This window comes from uncultured Cedecea sp. (assembly GCF_947498825.1).
GTDB lineage: Bacteria > Pseudomonadota > Gammaproteobacteria > Enterobacterales > Enterobacteriaceae > JGM124.
Window position 1 is genome coordinate 14031 of sequence record NZ_CANMLV010000030.1, and the last position, 22092, is coordinate 36122.

The following is a 22092-nucleotide window of genomic DNA, read 5'->3' on the forward strand; positions in this document are numbered from 1 at the left end:
ACGTTAACTATGCTGCTTTTTTACTTATCTTACTGAATGCAACCCAATGGCTTATTTGGTCTGATTTCTTCTCGATAAGAAGAACCAGCCGATTCCTAACATAACAAACCATACCGGTGTCACGATAAGCGCCTCACGGGTATCATCTTCCAGCGTTAACAGCACCAGTACTGCTGCGAAGAAGGCCATACATACCCAGCACATCAGTTTACCAAACGGCATTTTGTAGATAGAACGAGCATGCAATTGAGGGCTGCGTTTCCGGTACGCCAAATACGAACACAGAATGATAGTCCAGACGAACATAAACAAAATCGCCGATACCGTGGTTATCATCGTAAAGGCGGAGATAACATCTGGATTCACATACAGCATCACCACGCCGCCCAGCAAGCACATACAGGAAAAGGTTAATCCTTTTGCCGGAACAGAACGCTTAGATAACTTAGCAAAGGCCTTTGGCGCCACACCATCCTGCGCCAGGCCATAGAGCATACGGCTGGTAGAAAAAATACCACTGTTTGCTGAAGATGCCGCTGAAGTCAGAACCACAAAATTGATAATACTTGCCGCTGCAGGTAATCCCACCAGCACAAACAGCTCCACAAATGGGCTCTTATCAGGTACTACGGAGCTCCATGGCGTCACTGACATAATGATAATCAGTGAGAATACATAGAACATGATAATACGTAAGGGAATCGAGTTAATCGCACGCGGCAGCGATTTTTCCGGGTCTTTCGTTTCAGCAGCGGTTGTACCCACCAGTTCAATACCTACAAAGGCAAAGATAGCTATCTGGAAACCAGCAAAGAACCCACTGAGCCCTTTAGGGAACCAGCCACCGTCATTCCAAAGGTTAGCGACAGAGGCTTCAACCCCCGATGGCGAATGAAAGTTCGTCAGGATCATTACCAACCCAACAACGATCAGGGCGACAATGGCGACAATTTTGATCATCGCAAACCAGAACTCCATTTCACCAAACAGCTTAACCGTGACCAGATTCAGGCCCAGTAACAGGAGTATTACCGCTAAAGAAGCAATCCAGTCTGACAGCCCTGGAAACCAGAACTGCGCATAGGCGGTAATCGCCACAACGTCCGCCATTCCGGTAACCACCCAACAAAACCAATAGGTCCAACCGGTAAAATAACCCGCCCATGGCCCAAGTAAGTCCGCCGCAAAATCACTGAATGACTTATATTCAAGATTAGAGAGCAGCAGCTCTCCCATCGCTCGCATCACAAAGAACAACATAAAGCCGATTATCATATAAACGAAGATAATCGACGGCCCGGCAAGACTTATCGTTTTGCCTGATCCCATAAACAACCCGGTACCAATGGCTCCACCAATAGCAATCAGCTGAATATGCCGATTAGTAAGATTACGCTGGAGCGACGGCTCGGCGGAAACACTCGCTTCGCTCGCGCTTTTTATCTGCTTTCCCATGTCTTTTTCCCTGTACTTGTCTGTTCTCAGGCTCTGACGGCCTTATTATTACGTTTTTTATAACTATATTAAGTATAAAACTCTGCTGATAGTAGGCAGTAACCGACCAATTGCATACCGATAAGGCGCTCAAATGTTAATTTTTTGTTATATTTGAGTGCAAAATCTCATTTGCATTGCAAGTTATAGAATCTTTCAGCATACAAAGATAGCGAGCCAAAAGAAATTAACCTCTTTAAATCTATAAGCTATTTTTCATATAACCGCGATAGCGCTTTCAGCTTAATCTCCTGTGGAAATGTCGCTCCAGCTACCCTTTGCCGCCTTATTTTCTTTCCTGTTCGTCACAATCTACAGCCAATTTATGAGCAATCATCCAGGTTAAGTTAATTTTCAAACATCGTTAGTCATTTTTCTTCGTTTTCATCCTTTATCGATTGCGATGTTATGGAGCTCAGGTCGCAGATAGCGCCATAAATTGCCGGACAATATAAAGGAAACTACCATGCCATTACTCCCTCGTCGTAACCTGCTGGCCCACAGCCTGGCGCTGGCAACCACTTTGACGGCATTGAATAGCTTTGCCGCCCCAGTAAAAGGGGGTGATTTGGTTTATCTGGAGCAACAGGCGCATACCAATCTCTATCCTCCTGCCGGTGGCTTTTACCCTAATGGCGGGATCCTGAACCAAATTACTGACAAGCTAACCTGGCAAAACCCGCAAACACTGGAAGTTGAACCCTGGATAGCTGAGTCATGGAGCAGTAACCCGGATAAAACGGAATATACCTTTAAAATACGTCCAGGGGTGACCTTCTCTGATGGCTCCCCATTGGATGCCGCTGCGGTTGCAAAAAACTTTGATACCTACGGGCTCGGCAATAAAGCACTACGTTTGCCCGTATCCGAAGTGATTAATAACTATGACCATAGTGAGGTTATCGATCCCCTGACGGTGAAGTTTTACTTTAAAAAGCCTTCCCCCGGTTTCCTGCAAGGCACTGCCACTATTGGTTCCGGACTGGTGTCAGTCAAAACCCTCAACCGCAGTTTTGATGAACTTGGCGATGCCCGCAATATTATCGGCTCCGGCCCATTCGTGGTTAAAAGTGAAGTGCTGGGACGGGAAGTCAATCTTGCAGCCCGTAAGGACTATCTATGGGGACCGAAAAACAGTCCTCAGCAAGGTCCGGCTAACCTCGATAGCATCAAGATCCTCGTAACACCAGAAGACAGCGTACGTATTGGTGCTTTGCTCGCGGGACAAGCCGATTTTATTCGTCAGATCCAAGCCTATGATGAAAAACAGGCCAGCGACCAGCAATTCCCGGTTTATGCCGCGCCAACCCGTGGGGTAAACGATGGTATTGCTCTGCGCCCTGATAATCCGCTGGTTTCCGATATTCGGGTTCGCCAGGCTTTATTACACGGCACTAATGCCCAACAAGTGGTCGATACTCTCTTCTCACCCAACTATCCGGTAGCCACTTCGATTGTCGCTACCACCGCCGCGGGCTATGTCGACCTGCGCGATCGGTTAAAATATGATCCCGACCTCGCCAATAAACTACTGGATGAGGCAGGCTGGAAAAAAGGCAGTAACGGTCTGCGTGAGAAAGAGGGCAGAACGCTCAACCTGACTATCTATGAATCCCTGCCGCAACCACAAAATAAAGAAGTCTTGCAGCTGGTTGCCCAGCAATGGAAGCCGCTGGGCGTCGGTCTGACCATTCGTTCAGGAGACGCCGGTAGCCATGCTATCGATACTGTCGATCCACAAAAAAACGCCCGCCAATGTGATTGAAGTGGGTCGTGCCGATCCCGATGTGATTAAGAGCCAGTTCCACCCTGCTAACCGTGATGCGCTATTACAAAAAGGTGGGCTGAGTGCAGCATCACAATTCAGTGATGACAAGCTGAATACCTTACTGGTCGGTATCTCTTCTGAAGTCGATCCACAAAAACGTCTGGCCCTGGCGGGTGATGCTCAACGCTACCTGATAGAACAAGCCTACGTCATTCCTATTTTCGAAGAACCCCAGGTTTATGCCGGCTCGCCTGCATTAAAAGGTATTGCCTTTGAAGCTGTCGGTCGTCCGTCCTTCTATACCGCCTGGCTTGAGAAAGAATAAGGAGAGGTGAATGATACGTTATCTGGCTGGCCGGTTAAGCCAGGCAATACTGGTATTATGGGCGGCCTATAGCCTGTCGTTCATTCTGCTGCAGTTTCTGCCTGCTGATGCGATTTTAATTAAATTTCAAAGCCCTGACTTAGGGCTTAGCGCCGCACAAATACAAGAGATCCGTGCTGCCTATGGGGACAATACCCCGGTCTGGCAACAATACCTGACGACGCTTGGTAATATGTTGCGCGGAGACTTTGGTTATTCCGTTGAAGCAGGCGTGTCAGTCAGTCAGCTTATCAGTACCAATCTGCCACCGACACTGCGGCTGGCAGCATTAGGTTTTATCACAGCGATTGTACTGGCGGTTATCATTGCCGCAGCCTCAACCCTGACACCACTGCGCTGGCTGCGATCTTTATTTGCTAACCTTCCCGCGCTATTTATTGCCGTACCCACCTTCTGGCTGGGCATTGCTCTGATTCAGCTATTTTCCTTCCACTGGCGACTCATACCGGTGATTAATCCTGGTTTCTGGCAAGGACTTGTCCTGCCGGTTGCCACTCTGGCAGTACCTATCAGCGCCCCGCTGGCACAGCTATTAATGCGCAGCATCGATCAGGTATTAACACAACCCTATATCGCCGTTGCCCGCGCCAAGGGTGGCAGTCATGCCGGTGTGTTATGGCGGCATGTTGCCCGAAATGCCTTGCTGCCTGTACTCACTGTCGCTGGATTATTGTTAGGTGAATTAATAGCAGGGGCATTAGTTACCGAAACGGTATTTGGTTTAAACGGGCTGGGACAGCTGACGCAACGAGCAGTGAATAATCAGGATGCGGCGGTATTACAAGCTGTCGTGATGATCTCAGCCCTGAGCTTTGTAGTGATTAATTTACTCGTTGATCTGATTTATCCCTTACTCGATCCGCGTCTCAAGTCTATTCGGGGAGTGACCGCATGAGTACCGTTGATATGAATACTCCGCTGGCAAGCCGTACCTCACGCCGTTTATTGAGGATAAACGTCGAAGTTAAACCCGGCTTATGGCTGGCCTGGCTTATCGTCTTACTGGTTGCCAGCTGGGCGTTATTTCCTGGCTTATTTACCCACTATAGCCCAACTGAAGGGCTGCCAGGCGCTCAGCGTCTTGCTCCTCAGGCAGGACACTGGTTAGGCACCGATCAGTTGGGCCGCGATCTTTATGCACGTATTGTCTGGGGCGCATCCCATTCTCTTTCCGGCGCCTTAGTCGCGGTTGCTTTGGGTCTGGTTGTCGGCGTTGCCCTTGGCTTAATTGCCGGTGCGACTGGCGGTAAAACTGAAAATATTCTGATGCGTGGTGTTGATGTTCTGCTCGCGATCCCGGGCCTGTTACTCTCGCTAAGTATCATCATCCTGCTGGGATTTGGCACAGTGAATGCAGCAATTGCCGTGGGGATTACCTCGGTCGCTAACTTTACCCGTCTGGCCCGTGCGGAAGTGGTGCGTATACGCCATCTTGATTATGTCGAAGCAGCAATTGGCAGCGGGGCTACTTTTTCCCAGGTACTGTGGCGACATATCCTGCCCAATGCCATGACCTCCGTATTCGCCTTCGCAGCCCTGCAATTCGGCAGCGCAATCCTGGCACTCTCCACCTTAAGTTTTCTCGGTTATGGCACACCGCCTCCAACCCCTGAATGGGGATTACTGATTGCTGAAGGACGTAATTACCTGGCAACAGCATGGTGGTTATCCACTTTCCCGGGCCTCGTAGTGGTGGCAGTGGTATTAGCAGTTAATCGTCTGAGTCACCATTTTGCCAGGAGGAATGCATGACAACGCCCCTGTTGAAAATTAACGACCTGAGTATCGCCTGGCGACAGCAGAGAACCCATAAACGCGTGGTACATGATGTTTCCTTTGAGCTTAATGCCGGAGAAGTGCTGGCCTTGGTCGGCGAGTCTGGATCAGGTAAAACAACGCTTGCTCAGTCTATTATTGGCTTACTGGGTGAAAACGGCACCATTGAGTCAGGTGAGATCCAGCTTAACGGACAGCCGATTAGCCGCTGGTCTGAACGTCAGCTTGATGGTCTGCGGGGAGCCAGTATTAGTCTGATCCCACAAGATCCCGGCAGTGCATTAAATCCGGTCAAAACCATCGGTCAGCAAGTCGCTGAAGTACTCAAGCTGCATACCCGAATGCCCAAATCACTGCGCGATGCACAGGTTGTATCATTGCTGGAAAAAGTCGGTCTGACTCACCCTGCCCTGCGGGTGAATCAATATCCGCACCAGCTTTCCGGTGGCATGAAACAACGGGTACTGATAGCGATGGCCATCGCCCTCAAACCCTTACTGATTATTGCCGACGAACCCACCAGTGCACTGGATGTCACGGTTCAAAAACGTATTCTTGATTTGCTGGATAATTTACGCCGCGAATCCGGCACTGCGCTATTATTTGTCACTCATGACCTGGCGTTAGCCGCCCAGCGTGCGGACAAAATCATGGTGTTCCGGCATGGGCGTATTCAGGAGGCAGGTCCCACGGCAGAGGTAGTCTTACGTCCGCAGAGCCCCTATACCCGACAACTCTTTGCCGATGCTCCAGGATTATCACAAACGCTGCATTCCTGGCCGGTAACAGGCACGCGCACAGCAGCCATTGAAATTGAAAACCTCAGCCAGAGTTTTTCACTCGGCAAAGGTCACGAACAAACGCTTCAAGTGCTGGATGGTGTTTCGCTTCGCGTTGATCGCGGCACCACTCATGCCTTAGTGGGAGAGTCAGGCTCTGGTAAGTCAACCCTGGCGCGTATTCTGCTCGGTTTTCAGCGACCAGATACCGGTCGCATATTAATCGATGGTATCGACACCACGCATCTTAGCCCGGAAGCCCGACGTCAACTGCGGCAGAAAATTCAGCTGGTCTATCAGAATCCCTTTGCTTCGCTTGATCCGAGCCAAACATTATTTCAGATCATTGAAGAACCGCTGAAAAACTTTGGTAAGTTATCGAAGACTGAACGCCGTGCAAAAGTTGAAGCCATTACCCACAAAGTTGCGCTCCCGCTTGACATTTTAACCCGTAAACCGCGGGAGCTCTCTGGCGGGCAGCGTCAGCGTGTGGCAATCGCCAGGGCACTGATACTTGAACCGCAAATTTTAGTACTCGATGAAGCCACCTCGGCATTAGATGTCACCGTTCAGGCTCAGATCCTGCAATTACTCGACAATCTTCAGCAGCAGCTGGGCCTGAGTTATCTGTTCATTTCCCACGATCTGGCAACCGTACGTCAGCTGGCGCACAGCGTCTCGGTACTGCAAGCCGGAAAATTAGTCGATAGCGGCCAAATAGCAGATGTCTTTAACTCCCCTGCCAGTGACTACACCCGACAATTACTGAATGCCATTCCCACAATACCTGTCACTGAAAGGAGCATCGCATGACCATTAAACGACTCGGTTTCTTTACTCGCCTGTTGGACAATGTTCCTGCCAGTGAGCGCTACCGATTAGCGACAGAGCAAATTCTCCATGCGGAGCGCCAAGGATTTGATAGCGCATGGGTTGCTCAACATCACTTCCACGAAGCAGAGGGAGGTCTTCCTGCTCCCCTGGTGTTTTTAAGTTACCTTGCGGCGCAAACGCAACGGATCCGACTAGGAACAGGAATTATTACTTTACCCATGGAATCCGCACTACGGGTCGCAGAGGACGCGGTAGTACTGGATTTATTAAGTAAAGGGCGTTTCGAATTAGGCGTGGGATCTGGCGGAACACCGAGTTCATTCCCCACATTCGGGCTACAAAGCAGCGATCGTGGCAAAGTCTATGCTGAAAATCTGACGCTACTGCGTGCAGCATTGAATGATGAACCCCTGTCCGGGACCGATAATCATCTCTACCCGTCTTCGCCTCAGCTTGCCCGACGCATCTGGCAGGCAACGTTTTCCGTTGATGGTGGTGCCCGGGCAGGTAGGGCTGGCGATGGTTTAATGCTATCGCGCACACAACCCCGCAGTGCTGATGCTCTCGATGCGCCGCTCGATGTTATCCAGAATCCAATAATTGATGCTTACCTTGATGCCCTTCCCGAAGGTGTTGAGCCGAGGATCCTCGCATCACGCACTGGGTTTGTGGCCGATGACGGCGAACAGGCGCGGCAATTAGCCGTACCGGGTTTACGCCAGCAGGCAGAACAGTTTCAGCTTCAGGGATATAAACTGTCAGGCAATAGCCTCGATGATCATATTGCCCTGTTTGATGTTCATCTTGGTGATGTCCGACAGGTTATCGCCTCATTAGGGCGGGACAGTACTCTATCCCGAGTCACCGATTTATCGTTTCAAGTTCACTCTATCGACCCACCCCATGCTTATATTTTGCGATCCATCGAACTGCTGGCACAGCAGGTAGCCCCGGCATTCGGCTGGACAAGTCATGGAGCGCGTTCTACCCCTACGCCGACCCCCACTAAGGAGACAGCATGAGTCACCCAGATTTACTCAATCAACTGGCAGAGATTATTCCCAATAGCGCTCTGGCAGAGGCCCGTGAAACGCGCCATGCCGCAACCCAGCATGCACAAGGGAGTTATCAGGCTTTATTTGGTGAAACCAGTATCAGTGGTCTAACGCTCAATGAACGTCTGACTCTGGCAAAGCAGGTTGCTGAATGGCATGAAGACACACAGCTTGCCGATCATTATCATCAACGCGTCACAGAGCCCGTAAGCAAGCGCTTTGCCGCCCTGCTTGATCATGCTGAACGACTCAGTTTTCAACCAGTACAAGTCAGTCCTGCTGGGGTAGAAGGCTTACTCGCAGCCGGATTCAATGAAGAAGAGATTGTTACCTTATCGCAAATTATTGGTTTTGTGGCTTTCCAGAGCCGTCTGCTACGCGGTCTGCGTTTACTCGGCGACAAATCGGTCAGCGGTGAGCAGGAACGCATTCCCGGAGCGGGAGAATGGCATCATCAGTCTCATACTCTGAGTGGCAAATCAGCACCTCAGGCATTTACTCAGGCAGAATTAGGCTGGGAAGCCTGGCTACCGGCAAAAGCCTTTAGCGAGTTTAATCCTGATGAGCAAGAAACCCTGAAACGTTTTGGTCATCAAAACTCCGATTATTTCCGCTTACTGGGGCGTAATCTGCCGGTACTGGAGCAACGGACCCTGACCGATAAAGGTATCTTCTTTACGCCAGGGGGCCTGCCACGCGCTGAACGTGAGCTTGCCGCCACTATCGCGAGTAAAATTAATGGCTGTATCTTTTGTGCCTCGGTGCATGCCCGAAAAGCGGGGCAGCTTGCCAAACAAAGTGAGGCTATCGACAAGCTACTGGCGATTCAGCCCGGCCAGCAATTAAGTGAAGGTCAGTCTTCACGTTGGCAGGCAGAGATTAATTTCTCAGCCGCACTTTCAGCCACACCTGCCACGGCCAGTGCACAACAGGTAGCGATTCTGAGAGAACAAGGATTAAGTGAATTAGAACTGTTGGACTTAGTGCAGTCGACGGCATTTTTTGCCTGGGCTAACCGCTTGATGTTGACTCTTGGTGAGCCATTTAATTAATTTCTTGTGGTTTTATCGATAAAAATGGCCCGAAAGGGCCATTTTTATCGGAAGTTTGAACATGAAAGATTAGATGATATCTAACAGTTCAACTTCAAAGACCAGGGTGCTAAATGGTGGGATAGAGGCACCCGCACCACGCTCGCCATAAGCGAGGTTGTAAGGGATAGTCAGTTCCCATTTAGAACCTACAGGCATTAATGTCAGCGCTTCAATCCAGCCTGCGATAACACCATTAACCGGGAACTCAGCCGGTTCGCCGCGCTGTACGGAGCTGTCGAATACTGTGCCATCGACCAGTTTGCCGGTGTAGTGAACACGAACATGATCGGTACGGGCAGGAATAGCCCCTTCACCCTGAGTCAGTACACGGAACTGCAGGCCTGATTCTGTGCTGTTCACGCCTTCTTTCTGCGCGTTAGCTTCCAGATACTTCTGGCCTTCAACAGCCAGCTCTTTTTGACGTTCCTGACGTACTGCATCAGCGCGTTCATGCACTTCACGCAGAGCGCGGTGAACCACGTCTACGGGTACCACTGGAGCATTACCTTCCAGTGCATCAGTCAAACCAGCGAGCAGGGCTTCTGGCAGTAAACCTTCCAGGCCAGATTCACTCAGTTGTTGACCAATCTGTAAACCAATACCGTAGCTTGCTTGTGCTTCAACGCTGTCAAAAGCAGGAGTTGTCATGGATTATCCTTTCATAGGGTTTGAATATCAGTGGCAAGCATAACAGCGTTGTACCTGCCCGGTAAAATGCAATTGACCAGCAGGTAATAAAACAGGAACAATGTATTCTACAAACTCAGTGCATTTCACGTTGTTAAAATGCATAAGACAATGGATTACATGAGGAGGTTAGCGATGCGATTCGCCGCGAAGTTCTGGCTGAGAAAGGTCTGGCACGCACCTGAATATTTCCGAATTATGGATCCTCTTCCCCCGGCCCATCGCCGCGGGATCATTGCCAGTGCGATAGTCATCTGTGTCTGCTTCTTATGGCCAACAGATCCCCCTCCGCCCAAGCCCCAAGCTATTCAACTGAATAGCGAGGCGACTCTGCCATTACAGGCCAATCTGGTAGTGCCTTCTTACGATAGCGCTGAAAATAGCAACACCTCTGAAAGTCAGCCCATCGCACCAGACAATAATACATCCCCTCCACCGGCAGAAGTTGCGGTTCAGAATAGTGATACCGGAGGACAATGGCATACCTATCAGATTGCACCGGGGCAGACTATGGCGCAATTATTCAGGGATAATAATTTACCCCCCACTGATGTCTATGCAATGGCCCAGGTCGAAGGAAGTGATAAAGCCCTGAGTAATCTGCAAGCGGGTCAGACTGTGCGTATTCTTGAGAATGAAGATGGAGTAGTGACAGGATTATCTATTGAAAATGAAAAAGACAATAAACAAGTCCATTTCACTCGTCAGCAAGATGGCAGCTTCAGACTGGGACGTTAATAAGTCTTAGGGGATTTTTCGGTATGAAACACATAAAAACGCCAGCACGAGGCTGGCGTTAAAAACGGTGTGAATAATTAATTATTCAGCAACAACGTTTACAGTCAGTTTAGCGAATACTTCGCTGTGAACCTGGAAGTCCACTTCATGCTCACCGGTGGTGCGCAGAACGCCGTTCGGCAGGCGAACTTCACTCTTAGCAACGCTAACGCCAGCAGCAGTAACTGCATCAGCGATATCACGTGTACCGATAGAACCGAACAATTTACCTTCGTCACCCGCTTTAGAAGCGATAACAACGGTTTCCAGTGCAGTGATTTTCGCAGCACGTGCTTCGGCAGCAGCCAGAACTTCAGAAAGCTTAGCTTCCAGTTCAGCACGGCGAGCTTCGAAAAACTCCACATTTTTCTTAGTTGCAGGAACAGCTTTACCCTGTGGTACTAAGAAGTTACGAGCATAACCCGCTTTAACGTTAACCTGATCACCCAGGCTACCCAGATTTGCTACTTTATCAAGCAGAATAACTTGCATTACCTTATCCTCTCAAAGTCGTATTAATGGACCGTGACCGATTACTGATGACGATCAGTGTACGGCAGCAGAGACAGGTAGCGAGCGCGTTTAATAGCGCGAGCCAGCTGACGCTGATACTTAGCACGGGTACCGGTGATACGGCTTGGGACAATCTTACCGCTTTCGGTGATATAGTTTTTCAGCGTAGCGATGTCTTTATAGTCAATCTCTTGAACGCCTTCCGCGGTGAAACGGCAGAACTTGCGACGACGGAAATAACGTGCCATATGGCTAGTCTCCAGAATCTATCAAATCAATCTGCTCGGCATGCAATACCATTTTGTTCAGGCCATTTTTTGTCTGATGACAACTGATAAAACCATGAACAGTGAGTTGCGTACCGACCGTTATACTGTGAGTAATGGCTTGGTTCATCTGCCCGCTAACAATTACAGGCATTCGGCACCAGGCCTGCCGGTTAAAACCGGCTTCCTCTTGCACAGAACGGTGCTCAAGCACGAACTGACAATGAGGAATTCCTGAGGGGCTGACCTTACGAAGCGGTGTCTTACACACAGTGCCAGACAACACTAACCGGTTGGCCATCATCAGAATTACTCTTCAGAATCCCCAGCATCTGCATCGTCAGCGGTTTCGCCAGCAAAATCGTCACGACGCTCACGGCGTTCGTCTTTTGCTTTAACCATTGGAGATGCTTCGGTAACCGCGTGCTTAACGCGCATAACCATGTTGCGGATAACGGCGTCGTTGAAGCGGAAGTTAGTTTCCAGCTCATCAATCACTTCCTGCGGAGCTTCAACGTTCATCAGAACGTAGTGAGCTTTGTGCAGTTTGTTGATTGGGTAAGCCAGCTGACGGCGGCCCCAGTCTTCCAGACGGTGGATCGTACCTTCTGCTGCAGTAATTGCACCAGTGTAACGTTCGATCATACCCGGAACCTGTTCGCTCTGGTCAGGATGGACCATAAAAACGATTTCGTAATGACGCATCGAATTGCTCCTTACGGATTATTCAGCCTCCTGTCAGGGTCAGCCGCGGCCCATGGAAGCAAGGAACGTTGTTTGAAATGCGGCTGAAAAATTGACGCGTAATAATACTTATACCGCCGCCTAAACTCAAGGCCTGAGTGGATTAATTTTGAGCACGAAGGAAATCACGTTTTAATCCGTTGAATTAATGAAGAGATGGCTAAAAATTCTGTTCGAAAAACGCCGTGGTGGCGCTCAGCGCTGAGGGAGTGATGCGGTGTTTTACCCCCGGCTCCAATAAGCAGGTCAGCCGTGTATCAAGCTGCCGAATGGAGAGAGCCTGTTGCAACCTTTGGGTTTCAGTCACAGGGACGACATCATCATCTTCGCCATGCCACAATAGCAAAGGGCGATCCGCCAATTTGCCAAGTTGGTGTTCAATATCATAAGACGCTAATGTCGCCATCACCTTATCACTTTCCCTTGGAGCGGGTGGAAACAGTGTCGTAGCGAGAGAGGAAAAATAGCCTGATCCCATCAAACAGGCCACGGCACGCACCTCAGGATGACGCGCCATAATTCCCAGTGCCGTCATTCCCCCCATCGAAGCTCCGGCAACGGCCACTTTATTATCCTCAATCCATGACTTTTCTAACGCCAGCTGATGAAGTTCGGGAAATTCATCAATATTTTTTTGCAGAATTGACCAGAACTGCTCCAGACGGCGATTTTCATCACCAGTAAAACGCGCACCGTGTTGATCCGCATCCGGCATAATGACCCTGAATCCAGCCTGCGCTAAAGCGATGGAAAAGTAGCTATACACCAGTTTTGATGAAAGGAATCCGTGATAAAAAAACAACGTCGGTAATGGTGTGTTATGGCATCCTGAAGGCGTTGCATGTAAAAACTCCCTTGCGCCGATTTTTTCGAGATTAATCTCTATCACGGGTCACTATCCTCAATATTTGCTGTCAAAAAAAATAAACCCCACCAACGATTATTATCAGGATGAGATCTGGCTTGCAATTTTCCTTTTTCGCTCATAAAAAAATGTGTCGGAGATAGCAAATAACAGGCATTCCTCCATCGCTGGCAACGTATTCAAACTATAATAAAAACATGATGAAATGGGGCTGAAGAGGCGACTCTCTCGGTTATCGCTGACTGATTAACAACGTTATATTTTAAGCCATTAAACTTGAATTGTAATAAATATGTTAATAGCAAGTCACATATAGCCGAATACATTAACAAAGATATTACGAGTCTATCTACAGATATTCACATTTAAATAATGTGAAGCATGAAGATAGAAGTTTTACCGGCAATGATGCCAGTATCATTTCGAGCACTATCCCTGTTATTGATAAGCCTTTATTACTGATGAATATGTCTGTGAGTTATTAATAAATAAACGTTATTTATTGATATTTACACATGCTTTCACAGATTTATTCTTTATTGTGCACAATGAACTACGAGCTCAGGAAAGAACTGTAGTTTGATTCTGCAAAGGAATGTCCAGCGCTATCGGGATATAAATAAAAGGAGCCGACAATGAAACGATCAAATGCCTTAACGAACTTGCTCTCATCTATGAGCCTGCTCCCGCCTTTGGCTCGTTCTGCTGAGGATGTCGCGGCAGACTGTGTCACCGGATTAAATGAAATTGGTACGATGTCCGTCAATGACATGGTAGGCAGTCCATATGATGTAGAAAAGGTTATCGCCCTGAAAGCCAGTGAACAAGGGGCATCTTATTACCGTATTATCCAGCTTGAGGAGGATTTACCGACTGAAAGCTGGCAAGCACAAGTGATTATCTATGCCTGAAAAATTTCAGCTTCATCACCCATGGCACGGCAGGACGGGTATTTAATGATATTTGCCGATTAAACATCATTTAATACCGGCCCCGGCCATCGGTGATGCAAGCGATTTATGTTTTTATATCCCGTGCACCCCACCAGAATATCTCCCACATTACTCGCCAATGACCGAATATAGTGCACCGCATCAAGGATGGTTATCCGGGTAAAAAGACAGCGCAGCCAGCTTTAATGATGACTGAGCAACAATTCTAACGCTTACAGAAATGTCCCTAAACAGAGTCGTTCCCTGTCGGGATCTGCGCAAAGAAATTCACATAATCCGCGGCTCGAACTTGTTTAAGAATAACAACAAGCTGTCCTAAGGGATCTGTAGACCAATCACAACGGATATCAATATCGGCATACTGGCGCTTATTCCACACTTTTAATGCAGCAGAGCCTATGCCACGATAGTCACCCCCCGCTTTTGCGCCTGCTTGCATAGCAAGTAATAACCTTTCAGCAAATTCACACTCGCTATTTTTCTGGTAGCTGTGTCGCATCGCTTTAATTACCTGCTCACCAACTAACATATTACCCGCTATGGCGAGATTTTCTTCTGACAGACTGCCACACCAGGGTAAACAAGAACGACCTGTCCAGTCAACACTCTGCCCCTGGCTATCGATGATGATCCATTGTCTCAAATCTCGGCCATCATCCTCGGCGAGCATCATTTCCAGACTGGCTCTCGCACAGAGTCCCTGCTGTAGCCATTCAATACCTTTCAGGCCAGCCACGGGATTAGTCATGGCCTGTGTCGCGATTGCCCCGGTCAAACTGGCACCGTGAAGGACTAATGCGCCGACAGCAGGACCAGCAGTTGCCGTTGCGGCACCAATTACCCCTGTTCCTGGACAACGCGCCACGATTGAAAACGTCATTTACACCTCTAAAAATAGACATCGCTCAAATTTATCATTATAAATTATTGCATATAAGCTAATTTATCATCACAAATAAATAAAAAAGATAAAGCAGTTAACAAAATTGACACAAATATCATTTCAAAAATCATCTGTGCGGTCAGTTCCGGGAGGTTACATGAGAATACGTTTAAGGCGGTGGATAGCAGGAATTATGCTGCTCTCTCTGTTTTCACAGCCGGCTTTAGCATCAAAGTTCCGTGATGTCCTGCTCCTGGGGCAGGTTGCCGAACCGCAATCACTTGACCCACAGGTTGCGACAGCAGCAAACGATTCACGGATTTTGGTTAATATTTATGAGGGGCTCGTGCGGAATGCCGACGGTACATTGACCCTTGAGCCATCGCTAGCGAAGTCATGGCACATCAGCGACGATGGGCTGACTTACACATTTCAATTGCGCGACCACATTCAGTTTCACGATGGCACCCCATTTAATGCTCAAGCGGTGAAATTCACATTTGAGAGAATGCTCGATAAAAACCACCCCTACTATTCCACCGGGCCATTTCCTCTGTCTTTTTTCTTCTCTGCTATCGATAAAATTGATGTGCCTGATGACTTAACCGTGGTCTTTAAATTAAAAGAGCCTTTTGCCCCCTTCTTATCAAATCTGGCGACACCCGCCGGGCTTATTGTTTCCCCAGCTGCGGTTAAGCAATATGGCAAAGATTTCAGTCGTCATCCTAACGGTACTGGGCCATTTAAGTTTGATGAGTGGACGGCCAACCAACGAGTGGTCGTCTCCGCCAATCAAGATTACTGGGATGGCAAGCCAAGTTTAAAGCACGTGGTATTTCGCCCAATTACTGATGCCAATACCCGCGTGGCGGAGATGCTATCGGGGGGCATTGATGCCATCGTGGAAGTACCTGCCGATAATGTCCCTCTTTTTGCAAAAGATAATCGCTTTAACCTGTATGAAGCTACAGGCCCGCATGTGTGGTACAGCATGCTGAATGCATCCCAGCCTCCTTTCGATAATGTTCGTGTCAGACAGGCGGTGAACTACGCGGTTAATAAACAAAACATCGTTAAATATATTCTTCAGGATTCAGCCGATGTTGCCGAGGGACCGATTCCCTCAGCATTTGATTGGGCGTTTGATAAACAAACCGCCCCCTATCCTTATGATCCCAACAAAGCTCGCGAGCTGATTAAAGAGGCTGGTGCGGAAGGCAAAAAAATCATTTTTTATGTCACTGAGGGGGGATCTGGCATGTTAGATCCGATCCCGATGGCAACAGCTATTCAAGCCGATTTAAAAGCAGTGGGGCTATCAGTTGAAATTCAAACTTTTGAATGGAATACCTATTTATCTAAGGTTAATGCCGGACTAAAAGAAGCGCATATGGCGGAAATGGCATGGATGACTAACGATCCTGATACTTTGCCATTTCTCACCTTACACTCGGCATCCTGGCCGGATAAAGGCGGTTTCAATTCAGGCTATTACAGTAATAAACAACTTGATACGTTGCTAAATAAGGCCCGGATTACCAATGACCTTGAGGAACGTGCCGCTTTGTATCATCAAGTCCAAAGAATCGTTCATCAAGATGCGCCTTGGTTATTTGTAGCCAATTGGAAGCAAAATGCCGTCGCCAGTGAACATGTCCAAAACTTTAAATTACAGCCGAACTTTAATCTATTACTCAAAGATGTTCGCAAAAATTAATTTAATGGGGAAAAAATGATGTGGATATACTGTTTAAAGCGCATTTTAGCGACGATTCCCATACTGATCGGTTTAACACTAATCGTTTTTCTAATCATGGCAATGATTCCCGGGGACCCTGCTCAAGCCTTGCTTGGCCCTTGGGCGACCCCCGAGAATGTTACCCGTGTTAAAGCTGAACTAGGCTTAGATAAGCCTCTCTATCAACAGTATTTTATCTGGATGTACAACTTAATATCAGGGGATTTTGGCCGGTCATTTGTGCTGAATCGTCCAGTTGTGGATGAAGTACTGGAGCGTTTTTCAGCAACCCTGGTCCTCGGTGGATGCGCCTTATTATTAAGCTCGATACTTGGGCTACTGGCAGGAATAATTTCTGCTATTCGCCAGTTTAGCTGGAGCGACAGATTTATTACCCTGGCAGTTTTATTAGGGATCTCAATGCCATCTTTTTGGATTGGATTATTGATGATTATGGTTTTCTCCGTTCAGCTGCAGTGGTTTCCTGCCTCAGGAATGTACGATATTTGGCAAGGCGGCGGTTTGAGCGACTTATTACATCACCTTGTTTTACCAGTGATAACCTTATCACTGGTCGCGACAGGCGTGATTGCCCGTTTAACTCGCACCGCTATGTTAGAGGTTTTACGCCTCGATTTTATTCGTACAGCAAGAGCCAAAGGAGTGAGTGAACGCCAAGTGATTTTTCGTCATGCATTTCGCATGGCGTTAGTGTCAGTGATCCCTGTCATAGGTATTCAAGCTGGTTTTGTGTTTGGCGGAGCAGTCTACATTGAAACTGTCTTTCAGTGGCCGGGGCTCGGCGCGATGCTGGTCAAAGCCGTCGCCACGCGTGATCTATTCCTCGTTCAAGGGGGCGTTCTGATTGCCGCTGCATCTTACGTGTTTATTAACTTGTTTGCCGATGTGCTGCAAGCCATGCTAGACCCGAGGTTGAAATCATGAACCAAACGACTATACCGATTATTCAACATCGCCAACGACAGTCTGTAGGCACTTTGCTCCTTGCCAACCGGCTTGCCACTATTGGATTAGTGATTATCTCGATTATCATACTGCTGGTGCTATTAGCTCCTTGGCTACCGCTGGATAATCCCGACCAAACAGATCTGGAAAATCGTTTATTACCTGTTTTTTCATCGGGGCATATATTAGGAACGGATCATTTAGGCCGTGATATTTTATCTCGCCTGTTATGGGGAACAAGAGTGTCGCTGATGGTCGGAATATCCGCCACACTCATTGCGGCATTTTTTGGAACACTGATTGGTTTAGTTGCCGGCTATGTAGGACAGCGTACTGATACGATATTAATGCGCTGTATCGATATGCTAATGGCTTTCCCCTATATATTGTTGGCGCTGGCTATTGTGGCAGTATTAGGTCCCGGACTATTGAATGCGCTGTATGCCATTGCTTTAGTTAACATTCCCTTCTTTGCACGAAATATTCGTGGGTTAACCGTCGGATTACGCGACAGAGATTTTATACAAGCCGCCCGCCTGTCAGGCAAAAATCATTTCCAAGTATTATTGACCGAAGTTTTACCTAATGTATTGCCGATTATTGTGGTCACCATGTCAACGACCATTGGTTGGATGATTTTAGAGACTGCAGGCCTCTCATTCTTGGGTCTTGGCACTCAGCCACCCAATGCCGATCTCGGTTCAATGTTAGGGCAAGGGCGCGCGCAAATGTTTGTTGCCCCCCACGTTGCCTTAGTGCCTGGCGTGATGATCTTCTTGATAGTTATCAGTTTTAACCTATTAGGCGATGGGGTTCGCGATATTCTCGATCCGCGCCTAAAATCGGGAGCGTTATACCGCTCACAGCCGGTAACTGAAACTGACCGCGTGGATATTCCAGCCAAAGAACTTGGTAAACAAGTCGTACTAGAAGTCAAAGATCTCAGGGTGGCGTTTCGTCAGGGTCAGCAACTGCGCCCCACCGTCAAAGGCATTAACTTTAGCGTTGCCCGCGGTGAGTGCTTTGGTTTGATCGGGGAAAGTGGCTCAGGTAAGAGTGTCACAGCTTTGTCTATAATGGGCCTGCTGGCGTCTCCTCCTGCGGTTATCACCGGCGGAGGGATTTATGTAGAACATGAAGAGATGCTCTCTTTACCTCTTGCTATTTTACAACGTCGCCGCGGCGCGCGAGTGTCTTATATTTTCCAAGATCCGCTTACGACGCTACATCCCCAGTTCACTATAGGTGCGCAGCTTCAAGAAGCCATTACCGCCCACCAAGCCTTAGGTCAGCAAGCGGCAAAAAAACAAGCTATTGAGCTACTTGATAGCGTGGGTATCCAGAATGCCGCGGAACAATTCAGTGCTTATCCCCATGAACTATCAGGAGGACAGCGACAGAGAGTCGGTATTGCCATGGCATTGGCTAACGACCCTATATTGATCATTGCCGATGAGCCAACAACCGCTTTGGATGTCACCATTCAGGCAAAAATTCTGGAATTACTGAATAAATTACGCCGTGAGCGTGGAGTCGCATTGCTCTTTATCACGCATGATTTTGCCGTAATCAATCAAATCTGCGATCGCGTTGCCGTATTACAGCACGGAGAGATTGTCGAGACAGGAGCCACTCAGTCAGTATTGCAAGATCCGCAGCATCCCTATACCCAACGGTTAATAGCCAGCGTACCGAAACTGGGTGAAGGCCGTCAGTTTCTAACCCAAGTCGCTGCGCTTTATCGCAGTCAAGCCGATGATGAAAATCTAAAAGTAGCGCAGGAGACATCATGAATAGCGTTATTGAAGTGGATCAAGTGGTGAAAACATTTGGCCGGCCTCGCAGTTTATTTCATCCAAAAGGCCGGCAAGTTCATGCTCTGAAAAATATTTCATTATCACTCTATGAAGGGGAAACTTTGGCGGTTGTCGGTGAAAGTGGCTCGGGAAAAAGCACTCTTGCGCGAATTTTAGTCGGTCTGGAAAATGAAAGCTCAGGCACTATCCGGGTGTCAGGTCAAACCAAGACACAGTGGAAGAAGCAAGGAGCTAAAGCCTTTGGTCAGGAAATTCAATATGTTTTTCAAGATCCTGTCGCATCGCTAAATCCTCGAAAAACCATTGGTGAAACCTTATCGGTTCCTCTGAAATATTTAAAACAGATGACCTCGCCACAACGCAACAAGCGACTGGCAGAATTGCTCGAAGCCGTCAATATGCCGGTCGACTCTCTCGCTTGCTATCCCCATGAGTTTTCTGGAGGCCAGGCTCAACGCCTGGCGATTGCCAGAGCCCTCGCCGCCGATGCACGAATATTAGTGCTTGATGAACCCGTGAGCGCTTTAGATGTGTCGGTTCAAGCTCAGGTTCTGTTGCTTCTGGAAGAGTTAAAAGCACAATTCGCACTTTCGTATTTATTTATTAGCCACGATTTAGCGGTCGTGGAATCCATTGCCGATAGAGTAGCGGTACTCTATCTGGGAGAGTTACTTGAATGTCGCGAAACTCGCCAGCTTTTTGACGCTCCTGAACATGCGTATACTCAGAACTTAATTGCCAGCGCGCCACGTATACATATTGGGCCATCTATTGAAACTGATTAAGAGCAACTATGAGCATCGATAAGACATCAGCTAATGATCCGGTTCGTATCAAACGGACAGATGAAATTGTGAATGCCATAAAAGAAACCATTATGGCGGATAATCTCACCCCAGGTGATCGATTACCGCAAGAAAAAGATCTGATTGAGCGCTATAGCGCGAGTAAAAGTACTGTCAGAGAAGCGCTAAAATCTCTGGAGGTTCAAGGGCTAATAAGAACTAAAACCGGGCCAGGCGGTGGGGCATTTATTGATTCTATGACCGAATCACGCGCCATGAGCCTGTTATCTAACTATCTGTTTACGCGTAATATTTCTATTAAAGATATCTACACCTTACGTAAATTGTTGGAGCCCGTGGTGGCCGTCAGTGCGATGGAGAATATCGATAATGCCGGTATTCAAAAACTGTATGAGATTATCGCTATCTATGACCATGAACCAGTGGATGAAGATGAGCGCTGGCAGCAACGTATGGCAGAGCTCGATTTCCATACGGTTGTTGCCAGCTATTCCGACAATGTGCTTCTGGTATTTATATGTCATTTTCTTCAGAGATTACTGAAGGATTTAGCGGTTTGTAAGGACATTTACTTAAAGCCAGAGCCGGTTGATCGATGCCAGGGTATTGAATATCAATACCAATTAATCGAAGCCTTACGCCGGAAAAATGCAGAAAAAGTACAATCCGTCATGGAAGCACATATGAATTATGCAGAGCAAATCATGTTGGAATTACAGGCCACGTTACAAGAACGCTTTTTAAGTGAAGACAGGTAAAAATCATGATCGATACAGCATATCTGACCAAGGTATTGCGCACTCTTCTACAAACGCCAAGTCCAGTCGGAATGACGGAGAAAGCCGTTGCCCAGACTCATCAGTGGCTCACAGAATTGGGTTTTGTTCCTCAATATACCCGTCGTGGCGTGCTGTACATTACCTTAGGGTCGGAACAACCTCAGCGTGCTCTGGCCGCCCACTTGGATACATTGGGGGCGATGGTTACCCAATTAAAATCCAATGGCCGCCTGGCCCTTCGGAATACTGGCACATGGGCAGCCCGTTTTGCCGAAGGCGCAAGAGTGACGGTGTTTAGTGATAATCACCAGTATCGCGGTACGATTTTGCCTTTAAAGGCTTCCGGGCATCGTTTTAACACCGAAGTGGATACCCAAATTGCCGACTGGGACAATCTGGAAATTCGCCTGGATGCTCCTTGTTACAATGAAGCCGACTTACACGCGCATGGTTTAAATGTCGGCGATATTGTAGCGGTGGATGCGCAACCCGAATTTATGGATAACGGCTTTATCGTCTCTCGCCATTTGGATGATAAAGCAGGCTGTGCCGTGATGCTAGCAGCCCTAAAATCTCTCGTGGATGACGGGATTCTTCCGGCGGTGTCATGCCAAATTATGTTCACGATTTCTGAAGAGGTCGGCATAGGCGGAACACATGGCTTTGGCCCTCAGGTCCAGGAACTATTAGCAATAGATAATTCGGTATCAGGGCCAGACCAAACAACTCGAGATGATGCTCTGACATTAGCCTTTCGCGACAGAACAGGGCCATTTGATTTGGCAATAACTCGCCATTTGCTACAGTTATGCCAACAGCATGACATTCCTCATGTACGGGATACGTTTAAACATTATCGTTCAGACAGTGCCGCAGCGATTGATGCCGGATGGGATATCCGCGCGGCATTAGCCTGCTTTGCCCTGGATAGCTCCCATGGCTGGGAAAGAACGCATATGGATTCATTAGTGGCATTAGCCACACTGGTAAGGCGTTATATAGAAAGTGATTTGGTCCCATTGCCCGGACAATAACTCTCCCTGCGACTCACGCAAAGGGTTCTGGTCAGTTATGCACCAGGCGGGAATTCAAATAAACGATGGGATTGTTCCC

Annotated in this window: 21 protein-coding genes and 1 pseudogene; 14 read left to right on the forward strand and 8 right to left on the reverse strand. The window is 48.1% G+C overall.

Annotated elements, in window-relative coordinates:
* Window positions 1-51: 51 nt before the first annotated feature.
* Window positions 52-1455, reverse strand: coding sequence for a D-serine/D-alanine/glycine transporter (cycA, locus tag Q1A40_RS20980; protein WP_300004896.1), 1404 nt, complete (start codon window positions 1453-1455; stop codon window positions 52-54).
* A gap of 505 nt (window positions 1456-1960) precedes the next feature.
* Here cycA and Q1A40_RS20985 point away from each other — a divergent pair.
* From Q1A40_RS20985 to Q1A40_RS21010, 6 genes and pseudogenes are all read left to right on the forward strand, one after another.
* A pseudogene (locus Q1A40_RS20985) lies at window positions 1961-3587 on the forward strand (TIGR04028 family ABC transporter substrate-binding protein).
* A gap of 10 nt (window positions 3588-3597) precedes the next feature.
* Window positions 3598-4542 carry an ABC transporter permease gene (locus tag Q1A40_RS20990; protein ID WP_300004899.1) on the forward strand — a complete coding sequence of 315 codons (945 nt, stop codon included), beginning with the start codon at window positions 3598-3600 and terminating at the stop codon, window positions 4540-4542.
* 11 nt (window positions 4543-4553) lie between these two features.
* Window positions 4554-5399, forward strand: coding sequence for an ABC transporter permease (locus tag Q1A40_RS20995; protein ID WP_300004985.1), 846 nt, complete (start codon window positions 4554-4556; stop codon window positions 5397-5399).
* Window positions 5396-7015: an ABC transporter ATP-binding protein gene (locus tag Q1A40_RS21000; protein WP_300004902.1), complete on the forward strand. Its 1620-nt coding sequence runs from the start codon at window positions 5396-5398 to the stop codon at window positions 7013-7015. Before Q1A40_RS20995 ends, Q1A40_RS21000 begins: the two co-directional genes overlap by 4 nt.
* Window positions 7012-8058 (forward strand): putative FMN-dependent luciferase-like monooxygenase, encoded by a 1047-nt coding sequence (locus Q1A40_RS21005; RefSeq protein ID WP_300004905.1) that lies wholly within the window; start codon window positions 7012-7014, stop codon window positions 8056-8058. Before Q1A40_RS21000 ends, Q1A40_RS21005 begins: the two co-directional genes overlap by 4 nt.
* Window positions 8055-9143, forward strand: a complete 1089-nt coding sequence (locus tag Q1A40_RS21010; RefSeq protein WP_300004908.1) for an alkylhydroperoxidase domain protein — start codon at window positions 8055-8057, stop codon at window positions 9141-9143. Before Q1A40_RS21005 ends, Q1A40_RS21010 begins: the two co-directional genes overlap by 4 nt.
* Window positions 9144-9212: 69 nt before the next feature.
* On the opposite strand, the gene fklB is transcribed toward Q1A40_RS21010, so the two are convergent.
* Window positions 9213-9833: an FKBP-type peptidyl-prolyl cis-trans isomerase gene (fklB, locus tag Q1A40_RS21015; protein ID WP_300004911.1), complete on the reverse strand. Its 621-nt coding sequence runs from the start codon at window positions 9831-9833 to the stop codon at window positions 9213-9215.
* A 174-nt stretch (window positions 9834-10007) separates the two neighbouring features.
* Between fklB and Q1A40_RS21020 the strand changes: the two genes are divergently transcribed.
* On the forward strand, window positions 10008-10610 hold the full coding sequence (locus tag Q1A40_RS21020; RefSeq protein WP_300004914.1) for an OapA family protein: 603 nt from the start codon (window positions 10008-10010) through the stop codon (window positions 10608-10610).
* Window positions 10611-10691: 81 nt separating this feature from the next.
* Here Q1A40_RS21020 and rplI read toward each other — a convergent pair whose 3' ends face one another.
* From rplI to yjfP, 5 genes are all read right to left on the reverse strand, one after another.
* Window positions 10692-11141 carry a 50S ribosomal protein L9 gene (rplI, locus tag Q1A40_RS21025; protein WP_300004917.1) on the reverse strand — a complete coding sequence of 150 codons (450 nt, stop codon included), beginning with the start codon at window positions 11139-11141 and terminating at the stop codon, window positions 10692-10694.
* A 41-nt stretch (window positions 11142-11182) separates the two neighbouring features.
* Window positions 11183-11410, reverse strand: a complete 228-nt coding sequence (rpsR, locus tag Q1A40_RS21030) for a 30S ribosomal protein S18 (protein WP_000135199.1) — start codon at window positions 11408-11410, stop codon at window positions 11183-11185.
* Window positions 11411-11414: 4 nt separating this feature from the next.
* Window positions 11415-11729 (reverse strand): primosomal replication protein N, encoded by a 315-nt coding sequence (priB, locus tag Q1A40_RS21035; protein ID WP_300004988.1) that lies wholly within the window; start codon window positions 11727-11729, stop codon window positions 11415-11417.
* Window positions 11730-11737: 8 nt separating this feature from the next.
* Entirely contained in the window at window positions 11738-12133 is a 396-nt protein-coding gene (gene rpsF / locus Q1A40_RS21040; protein WP_300004950.1) for a 30S ribosomal protein S6, read from the reverse strand.
* A 199-nt stretch (window positions 12134-12332) separates the two neighbouring features.
* Window positions 12333-13061 carry an esterase gene (gene yjfP, locus Q1A40_RS21045; RefSeq protein WP_300004952.1) on the reverse strand — a complete coding sequence of 243 codons (729 nt, stop codon included), beginning with the start codon at window positions 13059-13061 and terminating at the stop codon, window positions 12333-12335.
* Between the two features lie 611 nt (window positions 13062-13672).
* On the opposite strand from yjfP, the gene Q1A40_RS21050 reads away from it, so the two are divergent.
* Window positions 13673-13948, forward strand: coding sequence for a YdgH/BhsA/McbA-like domain containing protein (locus Q1A40_RS21050; RefSeq protein WP_300004954.1), 276 nt, complete (start codon window positions 13673-13675; stop codon window positions 13946-13948).
* A 268-nt stretch (window positions 13949-14216) separates the two neighbouring features.
* On the opposite strand, the gene Q1A40_RS21055 is transcribed toward Q1A40_RS21050, so the two are convergent.
* Complete coding sequence (locus Q1A40_RS21055; RefSeq protein WP_300004956.1) at window positions 14217-14870, reverse strand: DUF1028 domain-containing protein; 654 nt, start codon at window positions 14868-14870, stop codon at window positions 14217-14219.
* 160 nt (window positions 14871-15030) lie between these two features.
* Between Q1A40_RS21055 and Q1A40_RS21060 the strand changes: the two genes are divergently transcribed.
* The 6 genes from Q1A40_RS21060 to Q1A40_RS21085 are packed head-to-tail and all read left to right on the forward strand — an operon-like array spanning window position 15031 to window position 22013.
* Window positions 15031-16590, forward strand: a complete 1560-nt coding sequence (locus Q1A40_RS21060; RefSeq protein ID WP_300004959.1) for an ABC transporter substrate-binding protein — start codon at window positions 15031-15033, stop codon at window positions 16588-16590.
* A gap of 18 nt (window positions 16591-16608) precedes the next feature.
* Complete coding sequence (locus Q1A40_RS21065) at window positions 16609-17556, forward strand: ABC transporter permease (RefSeq protein ID WP_300004990.1); 948 nt, start codon at window positions 16609-16611, stop codon at window positions 17554-17556.
* Entirely contained in the window at window positions 17553-19370 is a 1818-nt protein-coding gene (locus Q1A40_RS21070) for a dipeptide/oligopeptide/nickel ABC transporter permease/ATP-binding protein (RefSeq protein WP_300004961.1), read from the forward strand. The genes Q1A40_RS21065 and Q1A40_RS21070 overlap by 4 nt, the downstream gene beginning before the upstream one ends.
* A complete protein-coding gene (locus Q1A40_RS21075; RefSeq protein ID WP_300004963.1) occupies window positions 19367-20179 on the forward strand; it encodes an ABC transporter ATP-binding protein in 813 nt (270 codons plus the stop codon). Before Q1A40_RS21070 ends, Q1A40_RS21075 begins: the two co-directional genes overlap by 4 nt.
* A gap of 8 nt (window positions 20180-20187) precedes the next feature.
* Window positions 20188-20958 carry a GntR family transcriptional regulator gene (locus tag Q1A40_RS21080; RefSeq protein ID WP_300004964.1) on the forward strand — a complete coding sequence of 257 codons (771 nt, stop codon included), beginning with the start codon at window positions 20188-20190 and terminating at the stop codon, window positions 20956-20958.
* A 5-nt stretch (window positions 20959-20963) separates the two neighbouring features.
* Window positions 20964-22013, forward strand: coding sequence for an osmoprotectant NAGGN system M42 family peptidase (locus tag Q1A40_RS21085; RefSeq protein WP_300004966.1), 1050 nt, complete (start codon window positions 20964-20966; stop codon window positions 22011-22013).
* Window positions 22014-22092 lie beyond the last annotated feature (79 nt).